Source organism: Listeria sp. LM90SB2, from assembly GCF_028867355.1.
GTDB lineage: Bacteria > Bacillota > Bacilli > Lactobacillales > Listeriaceae > Listeria > Listeria monocytogenes_B.
This window is the reverse complement of sequence record NZ_CP046449.1, coordinates 492,627-506,208: the sequence shown is the minus strand read 5'-3', so window position 1 is coordinate 506,208 and position 13,582 is coordinate 492,627. Positions and strand designations below refer to the sequence as shown.

Sequence of the window (13,582 nt, the reverse complement as noted above, 5' to 3'; positions counted from 1 at the left end):
AAGTCAAGAAGAAAATTTGAAAGGATTGAAAAAAATGAAATACTCTATCCAATTTAGTGATGCTATCCACATTTTGGCTTATATAGAAATTTTTAAAAATACGAATTTGTTATCGAGTGAAATTATTGCTGGTAGCGTAAAAACAAATCCCGCTAACATTAGAAAAATCATGAGTAATTTGAAAAAGTCCAATTTAATTACTACGCAAACTGGCAAAGCAAATCCGATTCTTGCTAGACCACCAGAAGAAATTTCACTGCTTGATGTTTATAAGAGTATAGAAGGCAATACGAATTTAATTCACGTTGATCCAAAAACCAATCCAGACTGCATTGTCGGAGCCAATATCCAACAAGTTCTTGCGAGTAAATACGATTTGCTCCAACAAAAAATAGAATTTGAAATGGAAAAAATTAAATTAGATAGTATTGTTCGTGATATTTCTGTACTTGAAAGCAAAGACCGGCCGCAGAATATGGAAATTATCGAAAAGTATTTGTAAAAATAAGTCCAAAGAAAAAAGAACTGATCCGTTTTCAGCGAATCAGTTCTTTTTTCATAAATTTAAAGTTGTAGCTTTTTTCTTCCCCAATATTTAGAAATAGCTTTTCGTAGGTCATTTCTGTGCCCTTAAATTAGCAGCTTTCGTCCAACCAATGAAAGTGGAGCTAGTTCTTATCCGATACCAAAGCTGACCTTCAACGGTGGCTGTTCGATCGACAATTAATGTTTGATTTTTATACTTGGCTAAAGTTCCCCATTTGATTGGGCTATCTACTACCGGAACTTTATAGTATGCTTCATTTCCTTTATTTGCGCTGACGTATCGAGTTAATTGGATTGGTATTTCCATGCTTTGTTTATAAAATGTGTTAAGTGCACGCGTATCGACCCAACCAATTACTTTACCATCAATGCTAAATTGATACCACGTAGTAATTGGTGTTTTGGCTTCGCGCAATATTCGCATATTTTTACCTTGGTAGACGGAAAGCTTGTTCACGAGGGTTGCGCCAGCTGTATTGTATGGTTTCGTCCAAACTGCATTCCCTGGCGCATTTTTTACTCTTGCATAAGCAGTAACACCTTTGTCATATTCTATTTTATCGTAACGGTCTAAGGAAAGATTTTCAGCTTTGGTCCAGCCAATATTTTTTAACCTGTACCATAATTCACCGCCATTTCGCGCTTCTCTATCAACAGTTAAAGCTTTACAGCGGTGCGAGGCTAGCGTTCCTTGTTTAAGCGAGTTATCTTCTCTTGGAAGTTTGTAGATCCCCGCATTCCCGCGAATATATTTAACATAGCGTGTTAAATTCACTGCTTTTTCAGTCGTTTCCGCTTTAAACATCGCGTACAAAGTAAAATCGTTTCCGGACATATAATCCGTACTAAAATTCCACTCATGTCCACCATTTTTTTCAGTATACCAGCCTTTAAAAACATAGCCTTGTTTGGTCGGAGGTTTAGGTGCAGTTATTCGCGTCCCTGCCTCTACTTTTGTTTTTATTACCGTTCCATCAACATCATAACTTACTGTGTAAACCTCTTTCAGTGGTTGGGTTACTCTCCCATGAAATCGTGCTTTTGCTTTTCCAACAGTGACTGGTTGATAGAAAATAAAACTTACTTCATTTATAAATTCTGGTAAATGCCATTTGACATTCGGTTTTTCATAATCGCCATCATCACTTATTATTTCTGGAGTAACAAGCGACCCATCAATGTTTTTTACTGTGTTCGGAACAACTAGATTCATTTGATGATTAATAGATTTATTCAGACATTCTTGGCTAAATAATTCTAAAACATCTAGATTTTTAAGTCCTGCTAACGCTCTTAAATCGCTTATGTGATTCTTACTTAAATATAGGTTTTGCAATTTAGTTAAACCTGAAAGTGGCACAATATCACTAATTTCGTTATCTTCAAGAGACAAAGTATCCAGCTTAGTTAAACGTGAAAGAATCGTTATATCCGTTAGTTTATTATTTCCCAAATACAAACTTTCCAGTTGCAGCAAATGAACAAGTCCATTTATATCACTTATACCATTATGCTCCAAAGAAAGTGATTTTAATTTTTTTAAATCCTTGAGCGAACTTAGGTCTTTAATTTTATTTTCGTCTAAAAAAAGCCATCCTAAATTTTTCAAGTTTGCTAAGGGCTTTATATCTGTTAGTTTATTCCCGTTTAAAAATAACTTTGTCACATTGGGTAAATACTGAATTCCTTGAATGGATTTAATATCACTATTATTCGCAATGATTTGATCTATACTATTTAATTCACTTTGTGTCACTAGATCCGTCACACTTTTTTTCTTTAAATTGTCTTTGATTGTTTCTGCAAAAGCATCATCTGGAAAAATTTGCTTGATTGGCGTTGGCACGGTGATAGTCTCCGCTTGTACTTTCGCCCCGTTTCCAATAATTATCCATAAACTAAAAATAATAGCTAAACCTGAGATTAAACAATATTTCCTTCTTGGGTTGTGCTTTTCTTTCACACTATCCTCTCCTTGATTCTAGTTATTAAAAAATAAAAAAGCTAGATATAGTCCGAAAACCACATCTAGCTCTTTACACTACTTCTATTTACTAGCACGTGCTTTTTTAGTAAGAGCCACTGCAGTTCCTACTGCTAACAATCCTATCAACAGGTAGAGCGCATTATCGCTATCACCAGTTGTAGGGAGTGAAGCTTCTTTTGAATTATAAGGGTCATAAGCGTTCATTGTACTTGTTGTGCTAGCTGAATTCCCAGTTGATGTGTTAGATGTGTTGCTTCCAGGTATATTTGCGGAAGGTGGTGTAGTGTTCCCTCCGTTATTTGTAGTCGGCGGAGTGTTCCCTCCAGTTGTTGGTGGTGCCACAGGATTTTTCGTGAATTGAGCGTACAGCGTAATATCATTTGCTGGCATTTTATCTGTCGCAAAATCCCATTTTTTACCATCTGTTTTTTCGTCATACCAACCTTTGAAAGTATATCCGGCTTTTGTTGGCGTTTTTGGTTCTTTTAGAAGTCCTTGATAGTCTACTGCTTGAGTCGTTGTTTTTCCATCAACATCAAAGGTTGCTGTATAGCTATTGGCGCTATATTGAGCATATAAGGTGATGTTTTTAGCAGGCATCTTACTAGTTGCAAAATCCCACTTGTCACCACCAGTTTTTGCGTCATACCAGCCTTTGAAAGTATAACCTTCTTTTGTTGGTGCCGTAGGTTCTTGTAGCAAGCCTTGATAATCTACTGTTTGAGATGTTGTTACACCGTCATTATCAAACGTTGCTGTGTAGCTGTTAATACTAAATTGCGCATATAAATCGATGTCATTTGTCGGCATTTTATCCGTACTGAAATTCCATTTAGTTCCGCCGGTTTGGGCATCAAACCACCCAACAAATGTATAACCTTCTTTTACAGGCTTAGCTGGTTCAGTCAATAAATTCCCAGCTTCCACTTCTTTGGTTGTTTCTTTGCCGTCCACATGAAACTTAGCATTAAAAATTGCCTTAAGTGGCTGCGTCACAGTTCCACTAAATGTTGTCGTTCCTTTTCCAATGGTGACAGATTGGTTAAAGGTATAACTTACTTCATTGGTATAACTAGGTAAATTCCATGTTATATCAGGTTCTGCATAACTACCACCATCGCTAATAGTAGCTGGTGCAATCAAAGCGCCCGTCACATTTTTCACCGTGTTTGGAATGGATACATTTACTTTGTAGTTCACTGGTGGATTTGTCCATTCTTGGTCATTCAATCCTAATTGGGTAATTCTTGTTAAATTAGCCAATGGTGTAAGATCGCTAATTTGGTTATGCCCAGCCGAAAGCCAATTAATATTGGTTAAATTCGCAAGTGAGCTTACGTCACTTACCTTGTTATTATAGAAAAATAATCTTTGAAGCTTTGTTAAACTAGAAACTGGGCTTATATCACTTATATTATTAAAGTACAACGTTAAATATGTGAGATTTTTCAGGTTAGAAATTGGGCTAATATCTTCTAACTGATTTTCATTTAGCTCTAAGTTAGTGAGTGCGGTTAGACCTGCTAGGGGACTGATGTTACTTATTTGGTTAGCTCCCAGTTTTAACTCAGTTAGTTTTGTTAGACCCGACAGTGGTGCTAGATTACTAATTTGGTTATTTGCTAAATCTAAATCTGTAAGGTTTGTTAAACTCGCCAATGTGCCTATATCTTTTAACTGGTTACCATTTAAGGATAATTCGTCCAAATTTGTTAAAATCCCAAGTGGAGTTATATCACTTATTTGGTTGTTAGTAGCGATAAGACTTTCTAAATTGGTTAATTTAGCCAGAACACTAATATCCGACACCTTATTACTTGAAATATCTAGTCGTTCTAGTGTTGTTAAATTAGCTAATGGTTTTAAATCTGTCACTTGATTACCAAAAGATAATTGCTGTAGACTAGTTAAACCTGAAAGCGCACTAATATCACTAATCGTGTTACTAGATAGTTCTAGCCGATTTAAATTTGTTAGATTTTTAAGCGGGTCTATATCCGTTATCTGATTGTTGAACAAAGTCAAACCAGTTAGATTCGACAAATTAGCTAGCGGAGTTATATCTGCTATTTGATTATTATTCATCAAAATATCAACTAACTTAGTTAAATCTTTAAGTGGAGTTATGTCCGTAAGTTGATTATTGCTGAAATTTATTTGTGTTAAATTGTTCAAGTATTCCAATCCATCGATAGATTTTATCCCTAATCTATCCGCCTGAAGCGTCGTAACTTGGTCTAGATCTGTTTGCGAGACCGTGTCTGTTACATTCGTTTTTCCTAAGACCGTCTTCATTTTTTCCGCTAGAGCTGTATCTGTAAAAATCTGATTAATAGGAGTATCTTGTGTAATTGTAGCTGCCTGAGCATTTGTCCCGTTACTCGTGTTAATCCATACTCCACTGCCAAATACTAATATTGCTACTAGTATACTTTTCAACCATACATATCGTTTTCTTCTCACTATATACACTCCTTTTTCAATAGTTAGAAACAATATCAGGTTTCGTTGTATAGGATTTTCTCCTGCATCCGAAAAATCATGTCTGCTTACTTTATTAAACTATGCGCCCCATGAATTGTTCCTATGGTATTCAGTAGTTAATCTGTCTACGGAGCTGCTTAGTGATATCTTTCATCTCGTTCGTTCCAGCACATTTTCCCTATATATAATATTTTTATGTATTTCACTATCGAAGCTTAATAGGAATTCAACCATGCAAATCATGTTATGTTGATACCACACGTGTCATTCCACCTTTTAAAATGGTCTATTATTGACGAACTCAAGCCCCGCACTCTTCCCGCCAAAACTCTCTTTTTTTCACTTCTTCTATATAATCACCCCTTTCAAAGCCCATTAAATAATAATAGCTATTTTTCTCCAAAAAAGAATTAACTTATGTTATCCTCTACCCTTTATGTTCAAAATAACACATAAGGATGTCGAGATTTTTGGTGAAATGTATACAAAAAAAGATAACACGGTGTGATTGTGTTATCTTTTTACTTTGTATGCGTTGCTGGTTGATAGTTCTTTTTGTTTCTGAACTGAGAATTGATTTCTTCGAGTTTAATCTTTATATCATGAATAAAAATTTTAGCTTTTACTAGTTTTGCTATAAAAATCACCTTTTTTTCCAGTGGAACATAACAATATTTATTCTGTTTTAGCTTCCTTTAATTTCTTGTAAAACCACTTCCGCTTTTTCCTTTACTGAAATTGGGATATCTCTCTTTAAAAGTTTTTCGATATTTAATAATATATTTTCTTTATTTGTTTGATTAACAACGTCTCTCAGAACATCCAAGCTTCTAATCACCGTCAAATGATAATTATCGTCTAGTAGAGAAAGGAGCTTTGGCAACATTTCTTCTCGACCAAGAAGATAGAGCGCATAATAAATACCTACTTTTGCAAAAGAATCCGTTTCTCTATTTAACTGTTCTTGCAGTATCGCTTTCGCTTCGTCAGTCCCTACAAAACCGATTGATTCAGCAGCAAAGCAACGTACATCAGGGTTGTTATCGCCCAACGCCTTCTTTAAATACGGGAGACTTTCTACTTTAACCAAATTTCCTAAAATCTCTATGGAGCACATTTGAACTAAATCATCGTCGTCTGTTGTCCCTATGAGGGCTGCTTGAAAAACTGCTTCGCTATCAAAATAATATAAATACTCATAGGCAAATATTCGAGTATTCTCATCGCTATTATTTATGCTAGCTAGTAAGATGTTCTCCAATTCTAGTGGGGGCCTCTTCAAGATTTAACTCACTTATCAAATTTTCTGCCTTCTCATAATCAAAAGGTTTTTGCTGGATAATAGTTTTAATTTCATTGAGAATTTTTTTCGTTTTTTTTAGCATATACTCCCACCTCCAAATGGAATCTCATCGTTGCTTCCACTTGCGCACAATCTTCTTCAGAAAGCTTTCTTTTTCCACCTCTTCATCCGCCCTGCAATTTATAATATGTTTAAAATATCTCGAAAACTCCGAGTCAAAGTTAAAATTATCTTCCCCATACTGAATAAGTTGCTCTCTGTTCGCTCTTTTCCATTTCAAATAATCTTTTTCCGGTATACCAAAAGAAGTCAAAAAGACGTCATCCGGGTTATTTATTGCTACATTACGAAGCATTTCCTGCCCTTTCTCCTCAAGTTCCAAATAATTATCATTTTCTTCAAAAAAGATTGGGTTAATTAGCATGCAATAACCCATTATCCAGTCGACCTCTGTAATATTTCTCAGCTCGCTAATGCCAAAATCAAACATACTTTTTAACTTATCATCTTCCGTCTCATTTTCTTCCATTCCATACATATAGGCTATCATATCCCATTTAATATAAAACGCCCGTACAAAATAACGAATATTCTTCTTATCAGACATCCAGGTATTATAGCTATAATCTAATACCTCTTGAACCTTTTCTTCTATCTCCAGTTGGTCTAGTTCTTTCCATTCTAGGTTTATCATAAGATTCTCTCGTTTCTATGAGTAATTGTTATGGAATATACAAAAAATCTTTTATTAATGTAAACACAAAAATTAGTAAACATAAAAAATATAGTGAGCATAACGTGTACAAAGTCTTTTTATTTTCATATAGTTTAAAATATAAAAAAGCAATGACGATTAGCAATGTTATTGTAAAAACCGCTATCACACTTGATAAAAATTCTAGCATGCCCGCTCCCCCTCATTCACACTGTAAAGAAAACAAACGTAGATAAGATAATACCACCTACTACAGTAAATAAGTACGGCATAAACCTTATTAATTTGTTTTTCTTCCCTCTATATTTATCGAAAAATATAAAACATAAGGTAGTTATAGCTAAAAATTCAAGCGAAATGATAGTTTTTAAAATCGTCAACATATAAAGTACCTCCTTTTGTTACTTTTCTAGAAGAATTTAAGTTTTTGGAGATTAAGCAAACAATCTATCTGTTTAATTTAATCAATCCGCTCTTTTTAAATCATATCAACCTTGTATAATATATCTTTTCTTTGCTTATGAGCTAGAACTAAACGATCATTGTCTATCCATTTTAAATTTCCTAGGTGTGCGGAAAATACAAACGGATTTGGTAAATCACTGAGGATAAATTCTTTTCTTATGATTTTCTGTTCCTTGTTAAAAATAACGATATATATGTCAGCTTTGTATAAGCCATGCTCAATATAAATTTGTGCTTTTTGTTTTCTATTTGGGCTGGATTTTGGTTTTTTATAGTAGTAATTATTTTGATAGTCTAATTCTTTTACCTTTTCATATGCCTCAATAAATCTAGCCTTATCTAAGCCCAAATTACGACACGCTTCTATAGCTCCTATGTGAAGCAGTTCTAAAATGATCTTTTTCTTTTCCGAGTCATTTTCATCATTAAACTTATTTAAATCAAACAACTTATTTTCAAAATAAACTCTATAAATGGCATCGAGGTGATGAGATTTATCCACTTTTTTCCCCGTTGGTATACAATTAATATCAATACAAGAAGTCTCTTTTGTCATCATTGGCTTAAATGCACCCGAATACATTTCTGAAATACAGTGGCTTTGACTGTCAAATGACATAATTGGATTCTTTTCTTCATCATAATCAAAACCTATAGAAAAATAGTTTAATTTTTTCATATTTCATCTCCAAGAGTAAATTTTATGCCAAGGTACTAGAAAACAAAAGATATAGCGAACAAATATCCATTAGTATTAAAAAATTGTGTTTTCTTGATGCCCCTTTATTTGCTTAAAAACCTTTGCTTAGTAGCGTTAAAACAGCTATTCCTCTATAATTTAGAAAGCTGGACAATGTTGAATTCATTTTCACTTTCTAAAACTACTTCACTATATCCGGTACTTATTGCATATGCTTCATCATATACTTTTTTATCTATAATGATTTCTTCCGTAATTTCCATACTTTCATTTACCTTATAAATACGGTTCCGATAGCAAGCGTAAAAGTTGTCTCCCACACTCACCAATCCGTCCACAGTATAATTTATTACGACTTTATTCCGAACTTTTTTAGATGTTAAATCATAGTCTAAAGTGAAGTCATCACCATTATCTTCATAACACAGTATCCGTATAGTTTTATTATTACAGCTAATCGATTGTACATCAATGAGCGTTTCTAAAATGGTATCATCCAATAGCCCAGTAATTTCTCCTGTAAATATATCTATTTTAATAAGCCCAAGTTTTGCTATGGATAAATTTCCCTCATCGCTAAACATACCTTCTTCCGAATAAATAACATAAGCTTCATCGTTTATAACGAGAAAATCTTCCACTCCTTCTCTCAATATATATTTAAAATTCTTTCCCATACATAAGATGAATAAATAATCGCAAGCCTCTCCATGACAAAAAATACAAATCTTCTCATCCGACAATATGACTTTGTTAATTCTGAAATACCGATTGGAAATTATTTCATCGTTTATTTCACATAAAATTTCTTCCCCAGAAAAAAGTTTCAAACAGTTTTTTTCTATTTGGAAATTAAGTACTTCTCCTCCAGTTTCTTTAAAAGCGTAAATAGATTGTGCTTGTTTTTTTATTTTCAGCATCGATCATAGTCCCTCCTTAGACCTCAAATTTCATAATCGAAATACACTATTAGGTCTTTTAATAAGTAGCTTTTCTTATTTTCATGCCCTTCTAACCTTTGTTGTAATATCAAATCAGCTAGATTGTTTGTCTATACCACTCCTTTAAATATGCTTCAGGGAACTTAACTTTCTCAAAATCCAAACTCTGTAGTGTATCGATATCATACGAATTAACTAGATATAAATCCCATTGTGCTGATATATCTTCTAGTAACTCTCTTTCTTCTAATGATAGATTATCGTTTATTGACTGCTGATTCTCATCAACATATAGTATTTTATCCGACCTTTCAACCAGTTCTTTACTTGTAATTACATCGGTAAGTGCCTCAGTGAGATTCATTTTTATCACATCCATAATACTACTCTTATCCAAATTACATCCTCCTACCATTTATGAGAATATTTCCCGTTATTAAATCTATAGTGAAGGGCTTATTTTTAGTTTGTTCATCAAATCTTGTTCTACACTGCACCCGAATCGCAGGTTATCAAGCATATTGTGGACATTTTTGGTTCACCCTGGCTTCTGATTTGGCTAATTTCTTAAAATCAGCATTTTTGTTCATTACTTAAGATTATAACTGAGCTTCCATCATAATCCGACATAATCAAAAACTCATCTTTATCAAGATGCAACTCAAATTTTCCTACTACCTTATTTCTTTTAAAAATAGTATCTTTTTGTGAATAGTGCAAAATATTGTCTATTTTATATCCAGAAATAATGTGCACAAGAAAGTTTGAATTGGCTAAAAGTCTGAAAATAAATAGAACTTCATCGAGATGCACGCTATCTAATTGGATGTCCTTAATTAATAACAGCTTCGTTCTTTCATATAAAATCTCGATTATTTCACTACTTGGAAATTTCTCAGTTAAATCTTCTTTGTCAAAAATGCCTAACTCTAAAAGCAAATGCATTGGTTGACTTTTATTTATAATAGTTGTTTTTAATGCATCATCTGACATTTCATCATTGTTAGTAATTATTATTTGTTCCTGATTTGTTAGCGTAAAAATGGTTTTTTCTATGATTTTTGACACCTCTCTCCTATCTCCATTTGCTATTCTTTTTATGCCAAGAACTTTACTCCTTGAGTGATAATCTAAAGAAAATAATCTTCCCCAGCCAGTTTCTTAAATTTTTCCATAATTGAGATTTAGAATATACCTACATATACAGCAATATAGACATACATTAAAAACGAAAAAGTACAAAGTATAAAAGAAAATATGCCTTTATGTTTCATGCTTTTACCATTTTTTTTGATTAAATATAATACTGAAATTATTACTAAATTAATTAAAACCGCAATAGAAACAATCACAATAATGCCCCCTTAATATAATAGATATGAAGCAAATATTGTTATAATAAAAATACTTATTATATATGCTTTTATAAATTTTGATGTCCTTTTACCATTGTCAACTATCTCACTAAAAATAAAAATAATCCATAAAGTTTCAATTCCTAAAAACACTGTAACAATAATATATGTTACGCTATTTGAAAAAAAGAAATTAATTATAATAAAAATAAAAATTATTAGTATCATCGCAAACATAAAACTTTTTTCTTTGAACCAAGTCAATGTAAATTCAACTCCAATAATCGAGAATTTTCATACCTTCTAATAGTGTTGGAATTTCGAAACGGCCTTGCTTTTAATGGATATTTAAAGTCTTCATTTTCTTTTTCAATGACGTGTTTATCTCCTTAATAATTATTCTTTTCTGTAAATTTTTTCTATCTTTGGAAAATAATTTTCAATAAATAAAACTCGCTATAACATAATAAATATATATTCCTAAAGCGACTATACCTAATATTGCTGATAGGATAGATAAAATTGTAGACTTTCCTTTACGTTTACTCCATAAAACTAATATGAGTTCGATGCACAAAATAATTATTTGCACTACCAAAATCACATAAATATATGATTTCAGGGTTTCACTACTGCTTATGAAAATACCTGTTCCAACTATCATAATCCCCGCAAAAAGTATGCTTGCACATACGATTTCCAAGATACCTTTAGTTTTTTCTGAGAGAAGCAGCGGAATGAAACAAATTGTAAATGTAATAAAATTTATTGATACATCGATAATAAATTCAATCATAATCGTTTCCCAATTCCCTCCTTTTATAGCGACAGTTTTTCAGTAAAAAACAAAAGTCAAAACCACATAAGTTATATAAGTAAATAAATTAAATATCGTTAGAATTAATACACATACACCTATTAAAACTTCCGATTTTCCGAATTTACTTAAATAATTCATGAATACATTTGCGAAAAGTATCACTATTTCAATTACTAATATAATGTACATATATGTATGCAGTTCCTCTACACCAGAAAGAATTAACCCCGTTCCGACTATCGCCAATCCAGCTATTGATAAACTAGCAATCACTTTTCCCATTAATTGCTCCTCTTTTTTAATTGCATTTCCACCAACTAAGAAACATACAAAAGCAATAAAATTAATTAAAACATTTAAAATAAAACCCATTTTTCATTCAACTTTCTATATTGTTATTACGATTCTTTATTAACTTTTTAGTCTTAAATGCTCACTGAATAGTAGTTTTTTAAATATGCTTGTTTAAAATCTTCTGCTTCTGATTCATCTGCTGCATCTTTTTTAATAAAATAATCTACCACTTCATCTTTAGAAAGTCGAATCTCACTATTCATTTGCTCCATTTTATTAGAAAATCCAATGATGACTAAATGAGAACTACGATCAAATTTTATTAATATACTCCCATCTAGCAGGAATATAGTAGGGCTAATATCAACTAAATTAATGGGATTTCTTGATCCTTTTGTGAGGATGTTCTCGCTGAATACCCCATTCCATTCATTTATACTTTTTATTTTTAGTTTTCCAAGTAATAGCCAACTTGTTAAAAACATTCCAAAAACATCTGAGTGAAAATATATATCTTTTTCTTTATCTAACAAAAGTACGGATAAAATTCGATTGCCTTCTTTCGTATTTTCAAATGCATCTAATGGGAAATATAAATAGCTATATTTTTTGTCAGGTACACAATAGGGGAAGTCTAGCCCTGGAAAAGTTAAATCTTTATAGGCTTTATGTAACTTATTTCGAAATTTAGCAATCCCTTTAACTTCAAAGTAATCAATAGATTGTTTTTGATTTCCCACTTTATCCCTCCTGAATTTATATCAGCTCTAAATTCGATTTTTCCATTGAATACGCCATCAACTCACTTGAATCTGATAAAACGACTAATAATGGGAAAATGGATAACAATTTGGCTCGTATATTTTCTATCCTTGGTATTTCGCTAAGCTCTAATTTATCTATCTGCTCAGAGATGTCGCAATCTTTTTCTAATAAAAAATACTGGTCATAGCTAGATCCCTCTTTAAATCGTTCTTCATCCTCTTTATAAAAATGAATATATGTCTTTCTAAATCTAGTTTGTTTCACAAGGACTGATTTATCAGCAGCTGCCTCAAAATTACTGGAAATATGAAATTGATATATATCAAATTGAAGAATTAGCCGCTTCATTATTTTTTCAATATCTTCATGAATTTCTTCTAAATATTTACCTTGATTATCATAAGCACCCGCAGTAGTTATACCTTTTAAATGAATCATTTATCTATGCTTCTCCAATTCTTTTTTTAGTTTGTTCGGTGGAGTGGTGTATTCTTAATAACATAATGCTTTTTCTTCCTCTCACTTATACCGTCAATTTCCCAAGTATTTAGATACACATGAAAGTCATCATTCTTTGGGAGAATTAATGTTGCATACGGGCTTTCAAGAGGTTCTATATTCCTAGGATTATGGAACATATCCACTTCTGCTTCCGTGTCAATAAAACTAAAATAATAGGGATAATATGAATAAATAGTTATTAAAATACTGATTAATTTATTTTCCAAACTTTTTGGTGAAAACATCTCGGGCAAGTAATCATACGATAGATCAAACAAAACCCCTTGATAGTTTTGTTCCTCATAGAAACGTACAACAAATTCCAAATTATCTCTTACCTGCTTGCAATTAATATGAGTCACTTTTGAAAAACTATTATCTTTTTTCACTTCTTCCAAATTTTTAGTGCTAGATAAGTCGCTTTCCGGACTGTAACAAACTATATTTTCAATTTCCACATTTGCTTTACTACTTATCAAATCAATATATATTTTGACTAGGTTTTTATATGAACTTTGTTTATATACACATCCTGAAGATACGAAACTAGACATTCACACTCCTCCTATAAACTTTCTTTTCCTTCATTCTGAATTTCACAGTTCTGGTACTCTTGCTAGGATAAGCCCCAGTAGGTCTTCTAACTCTGAAATTTTATATATAAATGACTTTGACTTATATTAATTTGGCAATTATTTGCCTCACA

Annotated in this window: 12 protein-coding genes and 1 pseudogene; 1 reads left to right on the top strand and 12 read right to left on the bottom strand. The window is 32.3% G+C overall.

The window, feature by feature from the left end; genetic code table 11:
* Nucleotides 1-16 precede the first annotated feature (16 nt).
* Nucleotides 17-502: an Rrf2 family transcriptional regulator gene (locus GL301_RS02410; protein ID WP_003740423.1), complete on the top strand. Its 486-nt coding sequence runs from the start codon at nucleotides 17-19 to the stop codon at nucleotides 500-502.
* A 114-nt stretch (nucleotides 503-616) separates the two neighbouring features.
* On the opposite strand, the gene inlB is transcribed toward GL301_RS02410, so the two are convergent.
* The 12 genes and pseudogenes from inlB to GL301_RS02345 form a co-directional block, all read right to left on the bottom strand.
* Nucleotides 617-2,509, bottom strand: a complete 1,893-nt coding sequence (gene inlB, locus GL301_RS02405) for a GW domain-containing class 2 internalin InlB (RefSeq protein WP_014929171.1) — start codon at nucleotides 2,507-2,509, stop codon at nucleotides 617-619.
* A gap of 84 nt (nucleotides 2,510-2,593) precedes the next feature.
* A complete protein-coding gene (gene inlA / locus GL301_RS02400; RefSeq protein WP_003734628.1) occupies nucleotides 2,594-4,996 on the bottom strand; it encodes a class 1 internalin InlA in 2,403 nt (800 codons plus the stop codon).
* Nucleotides 4,997-5,702: 706 nt separating this feature from the next.
* Nucleotides 5,703-6,402: pseudogene (locus tag GL301_RS02395) on the bottom strand (HEAT repeat domain-containing protein).
* A 24-nt stretch (nucleotides 6,403-6,426) separates the two neighbouring features.
* Entirely contained in the window at nucleotides 6,427-7,014 is a 588-nt protein-coding gene (locus GL301_RS02385; protein WP_003734625.1) for a hypothetical protein, read from the bottom strand.
* 499 nt (nucleotides 7,015-7,513) lie between these two features.
* Entirely contained in the window at nucleotides 7,514-8,179 is a 666-nt protein-coding gene (locus tag GL301_RS02380) for a hypothetical protein (RefSeq protein WP_003734623.1), read from the bottom strand.
* A gap of 152 nt (nucleotides 8,180-8,331) precedes the next feature.
* Entirely contained in the window at nucleotides 8,332-9,120 is a 789-nt protein-coding gene (locus GL301_RS02375; protein ID WP_003734622.1) for a hypothetical protein, read from the bottom strand.
* A gap of 118 nt (nucleotides 9,121-9,238) precedes the next feature.
* Nucleotides 9,239-9,538, bottom strand: a complete 300-nt coding sequence (locus GL301_RS02370; protein ID WP_003741497.1) for a hypothetical protein — start codon at nucleotides 9,536-9,538, stop codon at nucleotides 9,239-9,241.
* Between the two features lie 176 nt (nucleotides 9,539-9,714).
* On the bottom strand, nucleotides 9,715-10,209 hold the full coding sequence (locus GL301_RS02365; RefSeq protein ID WP_003734620.1) for a hypothetical protein: 495 nt from the start codon (nucleotides 10,207-10,209) through the stop codon (nucleotides 9,715-9,717).
* 1,122 nt (nucleotides 10,210-11,331) lie between these two features.
* Nucleotides 11,332-11,688: a hypothetical protein gene (locus tag GL301_RS02360; RefSeq protein ID WP_003741488.1), complete on the bottom strand. Its 357-nt coding sequence runs from the start codon at nucleotides 11,686-11,688 to the stop codon at nucleotides 11,332-11,334.
* 53 nt (nucleotides 11,689-11,741) lie between these two features.
* On the bottom strand, nucleotides 11,742-12,350 hold the full coding sequence (locus tag GL301_RS02355; RefSeq protein WP_003734616.1) for a hypothetical protein: 609 nt from the start codon (nucleotides 12,348-12,350) through the stop codon (nucleotides 11,742-11,744).
* 16 nt (nucleotides 12,351-12,366) lie between these two features.
* Nucleotides 12,367-12,813 (bottom strand): hypothetical protein, encoded by a 447-nt coding sequence (locus GL301_RS02350; protein WP_003734615.1) that lies wholly within the window; start codon nucleotides 12,811-12,813, stop codon nucleotides 12,367-12,369.
* Between the two features lie 26 nt (nucleotides 12,814-12,839).
* Entirely contained in the window at nucleotides 12,840-13,430 is a 591-nt protein-coding gene (locus GL301_RS02345; RefSeq protein WP_003734614.1) for an Imm64 family immunity protein, read from the bottom strand.
* Between the last annotated feature and the right edge of the window lie 152 nt (nucleotides 13,431-13,582).

Bases quoted from the DNA above. Each gene is read 5' to 3' on its own strand.
- GL301_RS02345 (WP_003734614.1), bottom strand. From the start codon at position 13,430: ATGTCTAGTTTCGTATCTTCAGGATGTGTATATAAACAAAGTTCATAT.
- GL301_RS02380 (WP_003734623.1), bottom strand. From the start codon at position 8,179: ATGAAAAAATTAAACTATTTTTCTATAGGTTTTGATTATGATGAAGAA.
- GL301_RS02350 (WP_003734615.1), bottom strand. From the start codon at position 12,813: ATGATTCATTTAAAAGGTATAACTACTGCGGGTGCTTATGATAATCAA.
- GL301_RS02375 (WP_003734622.1), bottom strand. From the start codon at position 9,120: ATGCTGAAAATAAAAAAACAAGCACAATCTATTTACGCTTTTAAAGAA.
- GL301_RS02385 (WP_003734625.1), bottom strand. From the start codon at position 7,014: ATGATAAACCTAGAATGGAAAGAACTAGACCAACTGGAGATAGAAGAA.
- GL301_RS02360 (WP_003741488.1), bottom strand. From the start codon at position 11,688: ATGGGTTTTATTTTAAATGTTTTAATTAATTTTATTGCTTTTGTATGT.